This window comes from Shinella sp., assembly GCF_049651085.1.
Classification (GTDB): Bacteria; Pseudomonadota; Alphaproteobacteria; order Rhizobiales; family Rhizobiaceae; genus Shinella.
In genome coordinates this window covers 48768-67443 of the sequence record NZ_JBASBL010000013.1, presented here as the reverse complement: position 1 = coordinate 67443, position 18676 = coordinate 48768, and the positions used below count along the sequence as shown (strand labels likewise).

General features: G+C 64.5%; 13 protein-coding genes and 1 tRNA gene. 4 read left to right on the top strand and 10 right to left on the bottom strand.

All coding sequences use genetic code 11. The features are described from left to right. Window position 1: 1 nt before the first annotated feature. From WA950_RS07925 to WA950_RS07915, 3 genes are all read right to left on the bottom strand, one after another. On the bottom strand, window positions 2–1078 hold the full coding sequence (locus WA950_RS07925) for a M48 family metallopeptidase (protein ID WP_424551156.1): 1077 nt from the start codon (window positions 1076–1078) through the stop codon (window positions 2–4). After that, window positions 1068–2159, bottom strand: coding sequence for a YjgN family protein (locus WA950_RS07920; protein WP_424551155.1), 1092 nt, complete (start codon window positions 2157–2159; stop codon window positions 1068–1070). The genes WA950_RS07925 and WA950_RS07920 overlap by 11 nt, the downstream gene beginning before the upstream one ends. A gap of 134 nt (window positions 2160–2293) precedes the next feature. Beyond that, window positions 2294–3790, bottom strand: coding sequence for a CoA-acylating methylmalonate-semialdehyde dehydrogenase (locus WA950_RS07915; RefSeq protein WP_424551154.1), 1497 nt, complete (start codon window positions 3788–3790; stop codon window positions 2294–2296). A gap of 104 nt (window positions 3791–3894) precedes the next feature. Here WA950_RS07915 and WA950_RS07910 point away from each other — a divergent pair, with 104 nt between their 5' ends. After that, entirely contained in the window at window positions 3895–4776 is an 882-nt protein-coding gene (locus WA950_RS07910; protein ID WP_424551153.1) for a LysR family transcriptional regulator, read from the top strand. Between the two features lie 33 nt (window positions 4777–4809). On the opposite strand, the gene WA950_RS07905 is transcribed toward WA950_RS07910, so the two are convergent. From WA950_RS07905 to WA950_RS07890, 4 genes are all read right to left on the bottom strand, one after another. Further along, window positions 4810–5739: a DMT family transporter gene (locus WA950_RS07905; protein WP_424551152.1), complete on the bottom strand. Its 930-nt coding sequence runs from the start codon at window positions 5737–5739 to the stop codon at window positions 4810–4812. After that, entirely contained in the window at window positions 5736–6314 is a 579-nt protein-coding gene (locus WA950_RS07900; RefSeq protein ID WP_424551151.1) for a TetR/AcrR family transcriptional regulator, read from the bottom strand. Before WA950_RS07900 ends, WA950_RS07905 begins: the two co-directional genes overlap by 4 nt. A gap of 206 nt (window positions 6315–6520) precedes the next feature. Continuing rightward, window positions 6521–6597 (bottom strand) — tRNA-His (locus tag WA950_RS07895). Window positions 6598–6743: 146 nt separating this feature from the next. Beyond that, window positions 6744–7193: a phasin gene (locus WA950_RS07890; protein WP_424551150.1), complete on the bottom strand. Its 450-nt coding sequence runs from the start codon at window positions 7191–7193 to the stop codon at window positions 6744–6746. A gap of 243 nt (window positions 7194–7436) precedes the next feature. Between WA950_RS07890 and WA950_RS07885 the strand changes: the two genes are divergently transcribed. Together WA950_RS07885 and WA950_RS07880 are read left to right on the top strand one after the other, a co-directional pair. Continuing rightward, window positions 7437–10937 (top strand): ATP-binding protein, encoded by a 3501-nt coding sequence (locus tag WA950_RS07885; protein ID WP_424551149.1) that lies wholly within the window; start codon window positions 7437–7439, stop codon window positions 10935–10937. Between the two features lie 191 nt (window positions 10938–11128). Then, window positions 11129–12706, top strand: a complete 1578-nt coding sequence (locus tag WA950_RS07880; protein WP_424551175.1) for an ABC transporter permease — start codon at window positions 11129–11131, stop codon at window positions 12704–12706. A gap of 248 nt (window positions 12707–12954) precedes the next feature. Here the strand turns inward: WA950_RS07880 and WA950_RS07875 are convergent, their stop codons facing one another. Continuing rightward, on the bottom strand, window positions 12955–14907 hold the full coding sequence (locus WA950_RS07875; protein ID WP_424551148.1) for an acetoacetate--CoA ligase: 1953 nt from the start codon (window positions 14905–14907) through the stop codon (window positions 12955–12957). A gap of 181 nt (window positions 14908–15088) precedes the next feature. Here WA950_RS07875 and WA950_RS07870 point away from each other — a divergent pair, with 181 nt between their 5' ends. Continuing rightward, window positions 15089–16930: an AsmA family protein gene (locus tag WA950_RS07870; protein ID WP_424551147.1), complete on the top strand. Its 1842-nt coding sequence runs from the start codon at window positions 15089–15091 to the stop codon at window positions 16928–16930. A gap of 12 nt (window positions 16931–16942) precedes the next feature. Here the strand turns inward: WA950_RS07870 and WA950_RS07865 are convergent, their stop codons facing one another. Then, entirely contained in the window at window positions 16943–17761 is an 819-nt protein-coding gene (locus WA950_RS07865) for an ABC transporter permease subunit (protein ID WP_424551146.1), read from the bottom strand. A 3-nt stretch (window positions 17762–17764) separates the two neighbouring features. After that, a complete protein-coding gene (locus WA950_RS07860; RefSeq protein WP_424551145.1) occupies window positions 17765–18676 on the bottom strand; it encodes an ABC transporter permease subunit in 912 nt (303 codons plus the stop codon).

Below are 18676 nucleotides of genomic sequence, written 5' to 3'. Positions count from 1 at the left end.
TCTATTGCAGGTCCGGATCCGACTGGCCGGAGATGATCCGGGCATAGTCGGTTATGTCCTTCTTACGCTGCGGCGTGCCGGGATGGGTGGAGAGGATGGTGCTATCCGACCTGTCACCGAGCTTTTCCTCCAGAAGACCGAAGAAACGGGCGATCGCCGTCGGATCGTAGCCGGCCTTGGCCATCAGCTCGACCGAGCGCCGGTCGGCCTCCGCTTCCGCCGAGCGGGAATAGGACAGCGCCAGCAGACCGTTGCCCTGCACCAGCACATCCTCGACGCTCGATCCGATATCGCCGGCAATCAGCATGATGAGCCCGGTCATGCCCGCCGCCCGGTAGAGCTGGCGCAGACTGTGCTCGAGCTCTACATGCCCGATCTCGTGGGCGAGCACCCCGACGATCATTTCCGTGTCCGTGCCCGCCAGTTCGACGAGCTGGTCCGTCACGACGAGCGTGCCATCCGGCAGGGCAAAGGCATTCGGTCCGATCACACCGCCGTCCCGGAAATTGAGATTGTAGGCCCCCGCACCGCGTGGCGACAGCATGGCGATGCGGGCGAAGCCGTCTGCAATCTCCTTGCGGCGCGCCTCCGGCAATTTGGTCGGCGAGAACGCGGCGTTGTCCAGTGTCTTGAGCGCCCCCTGCGACATGAGCTGCGGGACGATCGGCGGCGTCGTCATGACCGCGACCTCGACAAGTGCCGGCACGCCCCAGCGATAGACCGCACCGCCGAGCATGAATGCCAGCAGCACGATGAGGATGAGGCGCAGGCGGAACTGTTCCAGCCAGTGCACGACCCCGGCGCCGCCCCTGCCCCGCGCCGCGAGATAGCGATCGATACCGTCATTGTCCCAGGTTTCGAAAACCGAGCCGTCCGGGAACGTCACCCGGCGGGGGATGGAGCCGACGCGGCTGGAAATCTCCACCCAGGAGAGGCCCGCGCCGGCAAGCGGCTTGTCGCCTCCGGCCGGCATGGCCGCGATTTCCCCGCCCTGCTCGACGAGACGGGCTTCCACCGAGCGGCTGGAGCCGGCGGGGTGCCATTCCCCGCCGGCTATGGCGACATCGTCAGAAGCCAAAGTCGAACCCTTCGAAATCCATGAACTCGGAGCCGACGGCAGAGCCCTGCTCCTCGATCTTGCTGAACAATTCGCCGACGTCGCCGGCAAAGGTCACGCCCGTATGCTCCCAGTTATAGCGCGCCATGCGCACCGCCGCCCAGGGCCGCATCAGGCCGAGGGTGAGGATCGTCACGATGACGTTGGAAATGGCGATCCAGGTATAGCGGGTGCGCGAGACATCGCTCATCAGCCGGTGCCGGCCGTCGAAGGTCGTTGCCGACCAGACGACGTTGCGCACGCCCGCCTTATAGAACAGGCCGGCAATGCCCAAAGTCGCAAAGAGCACGACATAGCCGATGACCGCGCTGTAGATGAGCGGGATCTGCTGCTCCACGGTCAGCGAACCTGGCGTCTCGATCATCGGCACGATCAGCGAGAGGTTCATCACGACGATGAACGCGATGATGCCGAGACCGACGATGGCGATGAGGAAGGACAGGAGCCAGGACTTGTAGAGAGGGCCGAGTCCGGGATCGGAATCGAAGGCCTTGCCGCCGTAGCGCAGGTTCGAGCCGACATAGCGGGCAACCCAGCGGCTGGCGAGCGGCGTCAGGATGCCCAGGGTAATGACGGCAAGCACGCCGCCGAGAATGAAGGCCTTGAAGGCGCCGCCCGCGCCGCCGACGAAATCGAAGCGCACATTGCGATAGCTCGTCACGCGTGCGCTGAAGCGCAGGCCCCTGGCGACCAGCCACGGCAGGGCGATCAGCACGACGACGGTCGGCAGCAACACCAGGACAGGATCCAGCGCCGCGATGACGTTGAGCACGACGAAGGCACCGAGAACGATGAGGCGGCCGATGAGGATCTGCAGGCCCCTCGCATGATATTCGAACGAGCGGCCGAGCAGCACGGTGTTGCCGTAGAAATAGCGATTGCGACGCACCTTCGCCCAGGCCGAATATATGCCGAGCGTGATGATCGTCAGCAGAACGTTGACGATCCAGATGCCGAAATATTCCGACGCCTTGCCGGTGAACGAGACGCGGTGAAACCCGCCCGCCTGTCCCGCGGACTGCGGCGACCCTTCCAATGACATATGTGCCCCCTTCGATGCATGAACAGGGGTGTAACGGGCCGGGGTCGGCGACTATTCTTCGCAGGGCACAAAAAGAGGCAAAGCAAAAAAAGGGCCCCCGTCAGGGAGCCCTTTCAATCGTCAGTCCGGGAGGATCACTTCATCGTCGGCATGACGAATTCGGCGCCGCCCTTGATGCCCGACGGCCAACGGCTCGTGACCGTCTTGGTGCGGGTCCAGAACTTGATCGAGTCCGTGCCGTGCTGGTTGAGATCGCCGAAGGCGGAAGACTTCCAGCCGCCGAAGGAATGGTAGGCAAGCGGAACCGGGATCGGAACGTTGACGCCGACCATGCCGATATTGATGCGGCTGGCGAAGTCGCGGGCGGCGTCACCGTCGCGGGTGTAGATCGCGACGCCATTGCCGTATTCGTGCTTCATCGGCAGGTCGAGGGCTTCCTCGTAGTTCTTGGCGCGAACCACGGAGAGAACCGGGCCGAAGATTTCGGTCTTGTAGATCTCCATGTCCGGCGTGACGTTGTCGAACAGGCAGCCGCCGACGAAATAGCCGTCCTCATAGCCCTGCAGCTTGAAGCCGCGGCCGTCGACGACGAGCTTGGCGCCTTCTTCCACGCCCTTGTCGATGAGGCCGAGGATGCGGGCCTGGGCTTCCTTGGTGACGACCGGGCCCATGTCGGCCTTCTCGTCGGTATAGGGACCGATGCGCAGGCTTTCGATCATCGGCGTCAGCTTTTCGATGAGGCGATTGGCGGTTTCCTCGCCGACCGGAACGGCGACCGAAATCGCCATGCAGCGCTCGCCGGCCGAACCGTAGCCGGCGCCCATCAGGGCGTTGGCGGCCTGGTCGAGGTCGGCATCGGGCATGATGATCATGTGGTTCTTCGCGCCGCCGAAGCACTGGGCGCGCTTGCCGTTCGCCGCCGCCGTGCCGTAGACGTAGCGGGCGATCGGCGTGGAGCCGACGAAGGAGACGGCGGCGATATCCGGATGCGCCAGGATGCCATCGACCGCACCCTTGTCGCCGTTGACGACATTGAGGATGCCCGCCGGCAGGCCGGCTTCGATCATCAGTTCGGCAAGGCGGATCGGCAGCGACGGATCGCGCTCGGACGGCTTCAGGATGAAGGCGTTGCCGCAGGCGATGGCCGGTGCGAACATCCACATCGGGATCATGCCCGGGAAGTTGAACGGCGTGATGCCCGCGCCGATGCCGACCGGCTGGCGGATCGAATACATGTCGATGTTCGGGCCGGCGCCTTCGGTGAACTCGCTCTTGGACAGGTGCGGAATGCCGATGACGAATTCGCAGACTTCGAGGCCGCGGATGACGTCACCCTTGGAATCCTCGATCGTCTTGCCGTGCTCCCTGGAAATCAGCAGGGCGAGTTCGTCCATGTTCTGGTTGAGAAGTTCGACGAACTTCATGAAGACGCGGGCGCGGCGCTGCGGGTTGGTGGCGCCCCACTTCGGCTGCGCGGCCTTCGCGCTGTCGATGGCCGCCTGCAGGTCGGCGTCGTTCGCCAGCGCGACCGTGGCCTGAACCTCGCCCGTCGCCGGGTTGTAGACGTTTGCGGTGCGGCCGCTGGTGCCGGCGACCTGCTTGCCGTCGATGAAATGCCCGATCTGGTACATGGGGAGTCCTCCTTGGTTATGGCGAGATAATCGCACTTCAATTTGCACAACTCAATCACCTTCGATAAGGAACCGTTGTGCAGAAATTAAAGTCGGAGGCCGCCATGAACTGGGATGATGCCCGCATGTTCCTCGCCGTAGCCCGCACCGGGCAATTGCTCGGCGCCTCCCGCCGCCTCGGCGTCAACCACGCCACTTTGAGCCGGCGCGTCAGCGCGCTGGAAGAGGCGCTGAAGACCCGACTTCTCATTCGCCGCACCAATGGCTGCGACCTCACCGCCGAGGGCGAGGCCTTTTTGCGCGCGGCCGAGCGGATGGAGACGGAGATGCTGGCCGTGCAGGCGAGCATCGGGCGCATCGACACGGCCGTCGCCGGCACCGTGCGGGTCGGCGCACCGGACGGTTTCGGCGTGTCCTTCCTCGCCCCCCGCCTCGGGCGGCTGACCGCCCGGCACCCTGAACTGAAAATCCAACTTGTGCCCGTGCCCCGCTCCTTCTCGCTTTCGCAGCGCGAGGCGGATATCGCGATCACGCTGGAGCGGCCGGAACAGGGCCGGCTCGTCTCGTCGAAGCTCACGGACTACACGCTCGGCCTCTATGCCTCACGCGATTACCTTGCGGAAAGCGGCACGCCGGAAACCGTCGAGGACCTCAAGTCGCATCGGCGCGTCGGTTATGTGGAGGACCTTATTTTCACGGCCTCGCTCAATTTCACCGGCGAGATCATGCGCAGCTGGGATGCGAGCTTCGAGATTTCCAGTGCTACCGGCCAGACGGAGGCGGTGCGCTCCGGGGCGGGCATCGGCATCCTGCACGACTACATCGCCCGGCAACATGGCGAACTCGTCCGGCTGCTGCCGGCCACCTCGATCCGCCGTGCCTACTGGACGACCTGGCACGAAAGCGCACGCGACCTGGTGCGCGTGCGCACCGTCGCCGAGTTCGTGCAGGAAATCGTGCGGCAGGAGCATGCCATATTCTTGTGAAGATCGGGCGGCCAGTGCAAGCCGCCCGGCTAGTCAGGAGCAATCTGCCGGCCGGGCCCTCGCCACGATGACAATGCCGACGAGGGAAACGAGAAGCCCCGCTGCCATTGCCCATGAAAGCGGCTCGCCGAACATCAGAAAGGCCCAGATCATCGTCACCGGCGGGCTCAGATAGAGGATGGCGGTGACGCGGGCCGGCGAGGACTTTCGCAGCGCCAGATAGTAGAGCCCCCAGGCCGCGAAGGTCGCGATGAAGGCCAGCCAGAGGATGCCGCCGATGAAACTGGCATTCATCACCGGCAGCACGCCGCCTTCATGCCAGGCCGGAACCGCGAAGATCGCGGCGGCCGACAGGCACTGGATGCACAGGCTCTGGTAGACCGGCATGGCGTTGACCGGGCTGCGCTTCTGCAACAGGGTCGCCAGCGCGAGCGACAAGGTGCCCAGCACGGGAAGGCCATAGGCCCACCAGGCAACATTGCCGAGGCCCAGCGACCAGCCGGAAGCAATGAGCACACCCGCAAGGCCGATGAGGGAGCCGATCCACTGGCGGCCGGTGAGGCCCTGCCCCAGCATGGGCCAGGAGAGGAAGGCAACGGCAAGCGGCAGCATGTCGGTGATCAGCGCGACGAGGCCGGTCGGCACGCCGAACGAGATCGCCAGTGCGAAGCCGGAGAGATAGCCGGCCATGGCCAGCGCGCCGAGCAGCATCTGGAAGGCAATGTCCTTCCCGCGCAGCTTCGGCCCCATCAGGAGCGCGAAGGGCAGCAGCACCAGCCCGGAAACCAGGCTTCGCCAGAGCAGGATCAGGAAGATCGGTGCATGATCGCTGGCAAAGCGCACGCCGATGAAGCCGGCGCTCCAGCTCACCACCAGCGCGGTCTCGAGGAGAACGAGGACGACAAGCGCCCGGAACCGGCCGGGCCGGCGATACGGCAGCGCCGCAAGATCCGTGGATGTCATAGCCGGTCCATGATCGAAACGGCGATCTTGCGGGCCGCCGTCAGCCGGCCGTCATGACCGTCGAGGCCGGCGCGGGCCATGGCGCCTTCCAGCACGAAGGACAGGTGCTCCGCCGTCTCATCGATCGCAGCGGCGCTGGCATCCGGCTTCATGTCGCGCAGGTATTGCCGGAAGAGCTGCTCGACCTCGTCCTTCTGCAAGGCGACCGTCGCCCGGCCGGCATCGCCGACGGGCAATTCGGCGGCGGCATTGAGCAGGCCGCAGCCGCGAAACCCCCAGTCATAGGCATATTCGGCGTGGTCGATATAGGAATCGAAGACGGCCAGCAGGCGCTCACGCGGCGTTTCAGCCCTGGCCAGCCGCTCACGGTAAAGCACGTGCCATTCGTCCAGCCGCGCATCGAGATAGGCCTTCACCAGATCGGACTTGGAGGAGAAATTGTTGTAGAGGCTCATCTTCGCGACGCCGGCATGGGCCGTGATCCTGTCGATCCCCGTCGCCCCTACCCCGTCCCGATAAAACAGTTCCGCAGCCGCTTTCAGCAACCGCTCCCGCGCCGGTACCCGTTCGGTCATCACACACCTCGATTTCCAATATGTAGACCGATCTACCTACTTTTTCCGCCTGTCAAGAGAGGCGCCCCCATACGGGACGCGGAAACGGCTCAAGGATTGAAGAGAGACAGCAGCTCGATCAGTAACGGGGGAGTATTCGATGGGGGACGTGTATTCCTCTCTCCCGAGAAGTCCTGGTGGATTACAGACTTACCGGGAGAGAGGAATGGTACGGTTGGGGGGTCTCGAACCTCCGACCTCAGGTGCCACAAACCTGCGCTCTAACCAACTGAGCTACAACCGCACACGGCGCGTCTGGCGCGCTTGGTGGGTCACATACGGGCAGCCGCACCATTTTTCAAGCGTTTTCTGCAAGATCCCACAAACGAAAATGGCCGGGCGATTGCCCGGCCATCCAACACAGGGTCGAAACCCGCGCTATTCAGCGTTTCAGACAGCCTTGAAGGACTTTGCAGCCTTTTCAGCAGCCGACTTGCCGGGAGCCGAAACCTTCTCGGCAACCTTCTTGGAGGTTTCCTGAAGGCTTTTGGCCTGCTCGACGACAACTTCGGCCTGCTTGCGCAGGAACGCGGTCTGCAGTTCGAAGAGTTCGGACACGGACTTCACGCCAAGCAGGGCTTCCATGTGCGAAAGCGAGTTCTCGGCATTGGTGCGGAGCGCTTCGATGGCCTTGAGGCCGAGTTCGACGGAGCCGGCCTGCGCGTTTTCAAGCGTCGCTTCAACGGTCTTCGTGGCGTCTTCGGCAGCTTCCTTCATCTTGGCATAAGCTTCCTTGGTCTGCGCTGCGCCCTTTTCGGCGAAGTCGCGGAAGCTTTCGGAAAACTTTGCCGGGTCGATGGATGCGATGGAAAATACGTCGTCGATCTTCTTGGTAGCCATTATCTGCGCTCCTGGGTTTGGCCCTCTCAGAGGCGCCATGTTCTTGGATGGACCCTATATAGGCGATATTCCATCGCATTGCAACATTTATATTGCACTGCACAATAACCGCAGGACGGCCGTTAACCTTTCCGCCCGAAAGCCCGGCGCTGTAAGGGTCCGGCGCTGGACCCGCTGCCTGTGCGCCGCTATTAATAAAGCGTTAATCGAACGCCGGGACGCCAGATTGAGACAGGCCTGCACATGTCCGTAAAACAGTATCCCTTTATCGACGTCGCCGTCCATGAACGGGTGCGCCTGCCCTTCGCCCGGGGCGAGGCGGTCGTGCTGTTTTCGCCGGACATGTCCCGCGTGCTCTGGTCGAACGGCCGTGGCGCCGCCCTCTTCGGGCAGGACAATATCTATGATTTTCTCGATGTCGGCCCCGACCGCTCCGACATCGCCTTTCGCCAGCTCGCTGCCACCGCACAGCAGGTGCAGGCACCGGGCGAGCGCCGCAACTTCGTGATGCGCATCGGCAGCGGCTTTCGCAGCGTGCCGGTGAATGCGACCGTCGAGCGCGTCACCATCCGCCCCGGCGACGATACGATCCTCTTCAGCGCGCCGGTCGCGAACGGCCACCACAGCGAGGCAGCCGCAGCCGCCATGCTTGCCGGCTTCGACGATCCCGATACGCATATGGCGGTCCTCGACGGCGACGGGGCGGTCATTGCCGCTTCCGAGGGATTTGCCGCGCTCGCCATCAACCCGCAGACGCGCCGCGCGCTGGTCGAGGCTGCCGGGCGCAGTGCCGAGCGCCTCGTCAAGCGCCCCATCGCCACCGGCCGCGGGCACCTGCCAGCCGCCATCGGCCGCCTTTCCAGCGACCCCGCACTGCACCTGCTCTTTGCCGTCGAGACCATTCTGGGCCATCTCGACCCCGACGGGGATGAGGCGCAGCCTGCGGCCGAGACCGAACCCCAGGCCGAAATCGCCGTTCCGCCAGAACCGGCAGAGATCGCAGCAGAAACCGCCGAGCCGGTTTTCGATGAGGTAGCGGCCGATGAGGCGCCGGCCCACGAAGACGAGGCCGTGGACGAAAGCCTCCCGGAGATCGTCGAAACGACGACAGAGGACGTTGCCGGCGAACCGGTGGAAGCGGAAGAACCCGCCTCCCCTGAAATCGTCGAGGAAGACGCGACAGACGAGGCGCAGGCTACCGTTGCCGCCGAAACCGCGACAGAGGCTGGCGAGGAAAAAGAGGGCTTCATCTTCAATCCGCAGGGCCGCCCGATCCGCTTCGTCTGGAAGATCGATGCCGAGGGCCGGTTCAGCGAGATTTCCGACGAGTTCGCTGCGGCGGTCGGTCCGCATGCAGCAAGGATTTCGGGAGAGCGCTTCAGCGATGTCGCCGGCCGCTTCGATCTCGACCCGGACGGCAAGATCGGCGACCTGCTGCGCCGTCGCGACACCTGGTCCGGCAAGACAATCCTCTGGCCGGTGGAAGGCACGCGTCTCGTCGTGCCGGTCGATCTCGCCGCCCTGCCCACCTATTCGCGCAACCGCGAATTCGACGGTTTCCGCGGCTTCGGCATCGTGCGGATCGCCGATGCGGCCGAGGATTTTCACGCACGCGGCATGACGCTCGATGAACCCGCCGAAGCGTCCGTGACCGCCGATGAGCAGGCCGCGCTGGTAGAGGACACCCTGGCCGAGGAAAGCGCAGCGGAAGAGCTGGACGTCACCGATGGGGTGGCTGACACCGCGATCGATCCGGACGGAGCCGACGCTGCAGCCGCCGGCGAGGATCAGGACGCCTTCCGCGGTGAACGCCCGGCGCTGCGCCTCGTCGAAAACCCGGCCCGCCGGCAGTCGGACAAGATCGTGCAGCTCGAAACCCGGCGCAACCGCGGCGGCCTCTTCGATGGGCTTTCGACCGGCGAGCAGGCTGCCTTCCGCGAGATCGCCCGCCAGCTCGGCGAATCTTTCGGCAAGCGCAAGCCCGAGGACCGGCCGTCGGGCGACCTAGCCGACGACGCAACAAGTGACATCGCAGCCGGACAGCCCGCGCAAGCGGTCAATGCTATCCAGCAGGAGCACCGGGACGGCGAAGAGGCGGACATCCCGCCCGCCGCAGGCGAGCCCGAAACGGAAATGCCCGGCCTCGAAATCGGCCCGCATGCCGACGATCACCTCCCCGACGAGCACGCGGCCGAACGCACGGCCATCGCGCCGCCGCGCACGCAGATGGACTATGGCCTCACCGCAGCCGTGGTGGATGTGCTGCCCGTCGCCCTGCTCGTGCATGTCGGCGACCGGCTCATCCATGCCAATCCGGAATTCTTCCGCCTGACAGGCTATGCCGGCCTTGCGGACCTCGAAGCTTCGGGCGGGCTCGACATCCTGCTCGCCGGTCCCGATGCGGACGCCGAGGATGGCGACGGCACCATGGCGCTACGCCATGCCGACGGCGAAAGCACCAGCGCCGTTCGCGCCCGCCTCCAGTCGATCCGCTGGGAAGACGGCACGGCCCTGATGCTGGCGCTGACGCCGGCTCACGAAAAGTCGCCGCTTTCGCCGGCCGAGGCAGCGCCGGCACCGGCGGAAGCCGACGACCGGACTGTCGATCAGGCCGCCGCCGCGGCGCTGCGCATCGAGGTCAGCGAATTGCGCTCGATCCTTGAGACTGCCACCGACGGCGTCGTGGTCGTCGGCCAGGACGGCGACATCCGCTCGATGAACGGATCGGCAAGCGCCCTCTTCAACTATGACGAGGACGAGACGCGCGGCCGGCCCTTCGCCATGCTGTTTGCCCATGAAAGCCAGAAGGCGGTGCTCGACTATCTCGGCGGCCTGGCCAACCATGCCGTCGCAAGCGTGCTCAACGACGGCCGCGAGGTCATCGGCCGCGAGGCATCCGGCGGCTTCATCCCGCTGTTCATGACGATGGGACGTCTTTCCTCCTCGTCCGGCTACTGCGCCGTCATCCGCGACATTACCCAGTGGAAGCGCACCGAAGAGGAACTGCGCAGCGCCAAGCGGGCCGCCGAGACAGCCAATGCCCACAAGAGCGATTTCCTCGCCCGCGTCAGCCACGAGATCCGCACGCCGCTCAATGCCATCATCGGCTTTTCCGACATGATGGCGACGGAGCGCTTCGGCCCCATCGGCCATCCGCGCTATATCGAATATGCCAACGACATCGGCCGCTCCGGCCGCCATGTCCTCGACATCGTCAACGACCTGCTCGACATTTCCAAGATCGAGGCTGGCGAGATGGAGATGGAATTCACGGCGGTAGGCCTCAACGAGACGATCTCGGAGGCCGTATCGCTGGTGCAGCCGCAGGCCAATGTCCAGCGCGTCATCATCCGCACCTCGCTTTCGGCGAACGTGCCGCAGATCGTCGCGGACCTGCGCTCGATCAAGCAGATCGCGCTCAACATCCTGTCGAATGCCATCCGCTTCACGCCGTCCGGCGGGCAGATCGTCGTGTCCACCGCCTATGAGGCGAATGGCAGCGTGGTGCTGCGCATCCGCGACACCGGCCTCGGCATGACGCGCAGCGAACTGGAACAGGCGATGAAGCCTTTCCGGCAGGTGACGACCGGCGCGCGCAAGCGCGGCGACGGCACCGGCCTCGGCCTGCCGCTGACCAAGGCGATGGTCGATGCCAACCGGGCGAACTTCACGATCACCTCCACGCCGAACGAAGGCACGCTGGTCGAAGTGATCTTTCCCTCGCCGCGCGTGTTGGCAGATTGATCGTATTGGTCTAGATCGGGCGAAACGCTTTTCGGCGATGCCGGCTTCGGTCGCAGTCGCCGCGTCGTCGAGGTAACGCCTTGCAGCTCCACTCTGAAAGCGCACCGGCGCGCACCCAGCGCCGCCGGTCCGGTGCCGCCCGCCACCCGCTCCTTTCCGCCTCCGCCGTTCTGGCAGCGGCCATCGTTCTGATGCCGGCCATCGCCATCGTCGTCATCGCCGCCACCGGCGGGACGGACAACTGGCCGCACCTGATGAGCAATGTCATTCCGCGCGCGACGCTGCGCACGCTGATCCTGCTGGCCGGCGTCGGCACGATCACGACGATCGTCGGCGTCGTGACGGCCTGGCTGGTGGCAGGCTGCGATTTTCCCGGACGCCGGGTGCTGTCCGGTCTGCTCGTCCTGCCGCTGGCCATCCCCGCCTATCTCGGCGCCTATGCCTTTGCGGAGTTCTTTTCCTTCACCGGACCGGTCCAGACCGGCTATCGCCTGCTGTTCGGCTTCCAGACGAGCCGCGACTACTGGTTTCCGGAAGTACGCACCACCGGCGGAGCCATGCTGGTGCTGTCCAGCGTGCTCTATCCCTATATCTACCTGTCCGCCCGCTCGATGTTCCTGATGCAGGGGCGCGCCGCAGCGGATGTGGCCCGTACGCTCGGCGCCGGGCCGCTGAAGGTTTTCGCACGCATCCAGATCCCGATGGCCCGGCCGGCGATCATGGTGGGGCTGACGCTTGTCGCCATGGAAACGCTGAACGATATCGGCGCGGTCGAGTATCTCGGCGTGCAGACCCTCACCTTCTCGATCTTCGACACCTGGCTCAACCGCGGCAGCCTGGCGGGCGCGGCGCAGATCGCCTGCGTCATGCTCGTCTTCGTCATCTGCCTGATGATGGTGGAGCGCGCCGCCCGCCACCGGCAGCGCTTCACCAGCCAGAAGACGACAGCGGCGGTTCACGATTCCGTGCGTCTCCAGCTCACGGGCTGGAAGAAATGGGCGGCAAGCATCGCGTGCCTGCTTCCCCCGGCGCTCGGCTTTGCCATTCCCGTCTTCGTGCTTGGCGGCTATGCCGTGCGCCGGCTGGAGCAATTCGCCTCGACACGGCTCCTTTCCGCGCTCTGGAACAGCGTGCTCGTTTCCGGCGCGACAGCGCTGCTCGCCGTCCTGCTCGCCTTCCTGCTCGCCTATGCCGCACGCACGACGCGCTCACGGCTCAATGCCGCCGCCGAGCGCTTCGCCTCCTTCGGCTATGGCGTGCCGGGCACGGTGCTGGCCATGGGCGTGCTGATCCCGCTCGCCAATTTCGACAATGCGCTCGATGCGTTCCTGCGCGCGCAATTCGGCATCTCCACCGGACTTCTTCTGTCGGGCACCGGCTTTGCCATCATCTATGCCTGCACGGTGCGGTTCCTGATGATGGCGGAAGGCACGATCGATGCGGGCTTCAACAAGCTCTCGCCGCATCTCGACATGGCGGCACGCACATTGGGGCGCACGAACAGCCAGACGCTGTGGAGCGTGCTGCTGCCCATGATGCGGCCGGCGACGCTGACGGCCGCGCTGCTCGTCTTCATCGAGACGATGAAGGAACTGTCGGCGACGATCATGCTGCGCCCGTTCAACTTCAACACGCTGGCAACGCTTGTCTACGAGGATGCCTCACGGGCGAAGGTGGAGGATGCCGGCGTGCCGGCGATCATCATCGTCGCGGTCGGGCTCATTCCCGTCTTCCTCGTCTCGCGCTCGCTCGACAGGAAGAACAGCTAAAAAAATTGGGCGGCAAAAGCCGCCCTGATAGTTGAATGCTGTCCAACGAAAGCGAAGGTGACCGGCTTCATGCCATCGGGTCGGGTGGGACCGGAACACCCATCATCGGGCGCGCTCAAGTTGGCACGACCTTGCGTCATTGCGGATTAACAAATCCTTACCTGACCGGTTCCGGCACAAACCTTTTGTTCATAACTTCGTAGAAGTGGTTAACGCGGGCAGCCCGAAATCGTTAATGCCGACGGCATTCACGATTTCAGCGCCTCCAGATTTGCAAAGAGTTCCAGCGCCTCCGGATTGGCCAGCGCTTCCTTGTTCTTGACGGGGCGGCCATGCACGACCTCGCGCACGGCCAGCTCGACGATCTTGCCGGATTTGGTGCGCGGAATATCGGCGACCGCGATGATCTTGGCAGGCACATGGCGCGGCGAGGCCCCGGTGCGGATCTTCGTCCTGATCGTCTTTTCCAGCGCCTCGTCCAGCACCACCCCGGGCGCAAGGCGCACGAAGAGCACGACGCGCACGTCGTCGTCCCAGTCCTGGCCGATGCACAGCGCCTCGGCGACCTCCTCGAGCTGCTCGACCTGATTGTAGATTTCCGCCGTGCCGATGCGCACCCCGCCCGGGTTCAGCGTCGCATCCGAGCGGCCATGAATGATGATGCCGTCATGGCTGGTCCATTCGGCAAAATCGCCGTGGCACCAGATATTGTCGAAACGCTCGAAATAGGCCGCGCGGTATTTTGCGCCGTCGGGATCGTTCCAGAACATCACCGGCATGGAGGGGAAGGCTTTTGTGCAGACCAGCTCGCCCTTCTCGCCGCGCACCGGATGGCCGTCCTCGTTCCAGACGTCCATGGCAAGGCCAAGGCCCGGCCCCTGGATCTCGCCGCGCCAGACCGGCTTCAGCGGAACGCCCAGCACGAAGCAGGACACGATGTCCGTGCCGCCGGAGATCGAGGCCAGCTGCACGTCTGGCTTGATGCCCTCATAGACGAAGGAGAACCCCTCCGGCGAGAGCGGCGAGCCGGTGGAGGTCAGGAGGCGCAGGCTGGAAAGGTCGTGCGTCGTGCGCGGCGTGAAGCCGCCCTTGCGCACGGCGTCGATATATTTGGCCGATGTGCCGAAGACGGCGAACTTTTCCGCCTCGGCATAGTCGAACAGCACATTGCCGTCCGGGTGGAAGGGCGAACCGTCGAACAGGCAGAGCGTCGCGCCGACCGCAAGACCCGAGACCAGCCAGTTCCACATCATCCAGCCGCAGGTGGTGAAATAGAACAATCGCTCGCCGTCGACGAGGCCGCAATGCAGGCTGTGCTCCTTGAGGTGCTGGAGCAGCGTGCCGCCGGCCGAATGCACAATGCATTTCGGCACGCCCGTCGTGCCGGAGGAGAAGAGAATGTAGAGCGGATGGCTGAACGGCAGCTGCGCAAAGGTGAGCGGCCTGGCCTCGTAGGGCGCCGTCAACGCAGCGAGCGTCCGCCCGTCCGGCAGGGTCGCGGCAAGCGCCGCCGCATCCCCGGCATAGTGCACCACGAGGACGGGAGCATCGAGCTTGGCCGCGACGGCCTTCACCTTCCCGGACACGTCCTGCAGCTTGCCGGCGTACCAGTAGGCATCGCAGGCGATGAAGAGTTTCGGCTCGATCTGGCCGAACCGATCGAGCACGCCCTGCTCGCCGAAATCGGGCGAACAGGAGGACCAGATGGCGCCGAGCGACGCGGCGGCAAGCATGCAGACGATGGTTTCCGGCATGTTCGGCATCATCGCCGCGACCCGGTCCCCCTCACCAATTCCCATCGCGGCAAAGGCCTGCTGGAGCCTCGAGACGCGGGCACGCAGTTCATCCCAGGACCAGCGGTACGACACCTTGTCCTCGCCGCGGAAGATGATCGCATCGTCCGGCCCGGTCTTCCTCAAAAGGTTTTCGGCAAAGTTCAGCCGCCCTTCGGGAAAGAAGCGGGCCTCCAGCATGCGCTCGCCGTTTTCGAGCGCCGTTGTCCCCTTCCCGCCGATGACGCCACACCCATCCCAGATCGCCGTCCAGAAAGCCGCCCGGTCCTCAACGGACCACGCGTGCAACTCCTCGTAGGATTTCAGGTCTCGCCCGGCGCTGCGGCCAGCCGCCTTCATGAACACAGCCATCGGGCTCCTTGCCAGGATGTCTGCCGAGGGTTCCCACAGGGGCATTTCTGACGTCATGCTAGCCTCCACTTCATGGCATTCATATAGCATGTTGCGACGCGGCATAAAGCGGCGGACGCCGGATCGCGCCGTTGCCGGACGCGATTCCGCCATGACGGCATTTGATTTCTGTCGCACGAGCGCCTATCCCCGTTTTTCCTGAGATATGAACACCGGCGGCAGAGGAGCCGTGCCCCGCATGACCCTTTCCCGCTTTCTCCGATCGAAGCTGCTGGTGCGGGGAATCCTCTGCGCCCTCATCGTCGTCGCGGCGATACGCATCACGTTTCCCTTCCTGGTGCAGACGGAGACCGTGGCGCGGGGCATCGAGCGGACACTGGAGAACTGGACGGGCGCCACGGTGCATGTCGGAAGGGATGCCGAATTCGTTTTCTGGCCCTATCCGCGCGTGACGCTGGGCGATGTCCGCATTGTCGGCGGCAAGGACGGCGTGAACACCGAACTTGCCTCCATCGACGCCATAGCGGCGACCTTCGATCTGCTCGGCGCGGTGCGTGGCGAGCCGGGCTTCAGCGATTTCGAACTTGTCCGCCCGATCATCCATGTCGGCTGGAACGCCGAAGGCGTGTTCAACTGGCGCCACAGTGGCTGGATGATGCAGGCAATCGACGCAACCGCCTCCGCGCCCGCAGGCCAGGCGACGGGCATGACCGACGAGCGTATCGGCACGATTTCCATCCGCGACGGCATCCTCGATATTGCGCACGCGGACGGCGGTCCCCACCGCATCGCCGACATCAATGGCAGCCTGACCTGGCCGACCTTGCGGCAACGGCTCGAACTCTCCCTCTCCGGCGTCCTCAACGGCGAGATGACGCACTGGTCCTTCAGCAGCGGCCAGCCGCTTGCCTTGCTCGCCGGGCGCGACGCCACGGTGCGCACCAGCCTTTCGGCCAAGCCGACCACGGTCAATTTCGAGGGCACCGCGAACCTTTCCAGCAGGGCCTTCGTTACCGGCGCCCTGGAGCTTGCCACCCCGTCGCTCAGCCGCCTGCTCGCCTGGCAGGGCAAGGATATCCCGGCGGTCGGCAATATCGGGCAGGTGAACATCGAGGCGAACGTGGCGACAGCCGGCTATGCCGCCAAGCTCGAAAACGTCAAGCTCACGCTCGACAATGCGCAGGCAACCGGCGTGCTCGACATCGCCATGCCGCCGGAAGGCGTGCCGCTGGTCGGCGGCACACTGGCCTTTGACCGGATCGATCTGCGCGCCTTCCTGACGGCCTTTTCGCCACTGCCCGATACCGATCCGGATACGCCGACAATCGACACGGCCTTCATCCACCAGTTCGGCATGGACCTGCGCCTTTCCGCCAAGACGGCTGATTTTTCGCCCTTCTCGCTGCGGGACCTTGCCGCCGGAATGCGCATCGAGAACGGCCGCGCCTCCTTCGACATCGGCGACAGCACGTTGCTCGACGGTCGCCTGACCGGACGCATCGCGCTTGCAGAGAACGGCTTCCGCGGCGGCGGCCAATTGCAGATGTCGGCAAGCAATGTGGACATCGGCGGCATCGTCAGCGCGCTCGCCCTGCCCGGCCCGCTGCCATCAGGCATCGGCTCGGTCGATTTCGAGCTGTCGACGGACCAGCCGCTCTGGGCGACGACGATCTCCGACATGTCCGGCCGGTTCCGGCTGCGCATGGGCACCGGCACGCTCACCCATTTCAACCTGAAGGCGTTCGAGGAGCGTGCGGTGCGCAATGCCTTTTTCAACGTCTCCGAAACCGCCGACGGCTCCTTCAATTTTACGCGCGCCGACGTGGAAGCCCGGCTGGACCGCGGTCTTGCCGAACTCACCAAGGCGGAAATCGAAAGCAATGAAAAGCTGCTGTCGCTGTCGGGCATGATCCCCTATCGCACCGGCAGCGTGGCGCTGGCCGGCACGCTCGCTGACCGCACGCAGCCGGGGACGGCGATGGCCGTCACGCCGCCCATCAGCTTCTTTGTCGGCGGCTCCTGGCCAGAACCCGTGATCTCGCCGATTTCCATCCTGACGGGGCAGAAACCCCGCCAGTGATCTTGCCGGGCCTCAGCGACCGGCGAAAGCCGCCTGCTCGTCGCGCAGGCGCTGCACTTCGCGCCGTTTCGTCATGAGCGACGCGATGACGACACCGATGGCGACGAGGCCGATCAGCAGCGAGCAGGCCGCGTTGATTTCCGGCGTCACGCCGAGGCGCACCTGGCTGTAGATCTTCATCGGCAGGGTCGTGGCGCCCGGCCCCGACGTGAAGCTTGCGATGACGAGGTCGTCGAGCGAGAGCGTCAGCGCCAGCATCCAGCCGGAGAGCACCGCAGGCAGTATGATCGGAAGCGTCACCTCGAAGAAGGTCCTGACCGGTGTCGCCCCGAGATCGAGCGCCGCCTCCTCGATCGAGCGATCGAAGGAAAGCAGCCGCGACTGCACCACCACGGTCACGAAGCACATCGAGAAGGTGATGTGCGCCAGCGTCACCGTAACGAAGCCGCGATCGAAGCCGATGGCGACGAAGAGCAGGAGCAGCGACAGGCCGGTGATGACCTCCGGCATGACGAGCGGCGCATAGACCATGCCGGAAAACAGCAGCCGCCCACGGAACCGTGTGTAGCGCGTGAGCGCCAGCGCCGCCATGGTTCCGAGCGCGGTCGCGACAGTTGCCGAAAGCAGCGCGACACGGATCGTCACCCATGCAGCGTCCATGAGCCCCTGATTGTTGAAGAGCGAGACGTACCAGCGCGTCGAAAAGCCGGCCCACACCGTCACGAGCTTGGACTCGTTGAACGAGAAGACGACCAGCAGAACGATCGGCAGATAAAGGAAGGCGAAGCCGAGAACGATGGAGACGATGTTGAAACGGGACCAGGTGTTCATGGTCTACCTCCCCTGCTCTTCGGCCTTGGCCTGCGCATTCTGGAAGAACACGATGGGCACGACCAGGATGAGGAGCAGGATGGTGGCGACGGCAGCCGAAACGGGCCAGTCCCGATTCGCGTTGAATTCGTTCCAGAGCGTCTTGCCGATCATCAGCGTCTGCGACCCGCCGAGAAGGTCCGGGATCACGAACTCGCCCACGGCAGGAATGAAGACGAGCATGCAGCCGGCAACGACACCGGGAATGGAGAGCGGGAACGTTATCTTCCAGAAGGCTGTAATCTGCGGGCAACCGAGATCCTGCGCCGCCTCGATCAGCGTATTGTCCATCTTTTCCAGCGCCGAGTAGAGCGGCAGCACCATGAAGGGAAGATAGGAATAGACGATGCCGATATAGATCGCCCAGTTGGTGTTCATGATGATCAGCGGCTGGTCGATGATGCCGATGCCCATCAGGAACTGATTGAGCAGGCCTTCAGGCTTGAGGATGGCGATCCACGCATAGACGCGGATCAGAAAGCTCGTCCAGAACGGCAGGATGACCAGCATCAGGAGCGTCGGCCGCAGCGAGCGCGGCGCCTGCGCCATGCCATAGGCGATGGGATAGCCGATGAGCAGCGTGATCAGCGTCGAGACGCCGGCGATCCACAGGCTCGACAGGTACGCGTTGATATAGAGGGCGTCCTCGGTGAGCCAGACGAAATTGTCGAAGCTGAACTCACCGATCTTTTGCCATATGCCGGAAAGGCCGTCCGTCAGCGCGAAGACCGGCACATAGGGCGGCTGGGCGATGGCGGTGGTCGAAAGCGAGATACGGAAGACGATGAAAAAGGGAATGAGGAAGAAGAACAGCAGCCACGCATAGGGAATGATGATGACAAGGCGGCTGAAGAGGGCGGAGCCGAGCTTGTTCAT

Coding starts and splice junctions, on each gene's coding strand:
- WA950_RS07875 (WP_424551148.1), bottom strand. CDS start 14,907: ATGACGTCAGAAATGCCCCTGTGGGAACCCTCGGCAGACATCCTGGCA.
- WA950_RS07905 (WP_424551152.1), bottom strand. CDS start 5,739: ATGACATCCACGGATCTTGCGGCGCTGCCGTATCGCCGGCCCGGCCGG.
- WA950_RS07880 (WP_424551175.1), top strand. CDS start 11,129: ATGCCGGCCATCGCCATCGTCGTCATCGCCGCCACCGGCGGGACGGAC.
- WA950_RS07865 (WP_424551146.1), bottom strand. CDS start 17,761: ATGAACACCTGGTCCCGTTTCAACATCGTCTCCATCGTTCTCGGCTTC.
- WA950_RS07860 (WP_424551145.1), bottom strand. CDS start 18,676: ATGAACAAGCTCGGCTCCGCCCTCTTCAGCCGCCTTGTCATCATCATT.
- WA950_RS07890 (WP_424551150.1), bottom strand. CDS start 7,193: ATGGCTACCAAGAAGATCGACGACGTATTTTCCATCGCATCCATCGAC.
- WA950_RS07885 (WP_424551149.1), top strand. CDS start 7,437: ATGTCCGTAAAACAGTATCCCTTTATCGACGTCGCCGTCCATGAACGG.
- WA950_RS07900 (WP_424551151.1), bottom strand. CDS start 6,314: ATGACCGAACGGGTACCGGCGCGGGAGCGGTTGCTGAAAGCGGCTGCG.
- WA950_RS07915 (WP_424551154.1), bottom strand. CDS start 3,790: ATGTACCAGATCGGGCATTTCATCGACGGCAAGCAGGTCGCCGGCACC.
- WA950_RS07910 (WP_424551153.1), top strand. CDS start 3,895: ATGAACTGGGATGATGCCCGCATGTTCCTCGCCGTAGCCCGCACCGGG.
- WA950_RS07870 (WP_424551147.1), top strand. CDS start 15,089: ATGACCCTTTCCCGCTTTCTCCGATCGAAGCTGCTGGTGCGGGGAATC.
- WA950_RS07920 (WP_424551155.1), bottom strand. CDS start 2,159: ATGTCATTGGAAGGGTCGCCGCAGTCCGCGGGACAGGCGGGCGGGTTT.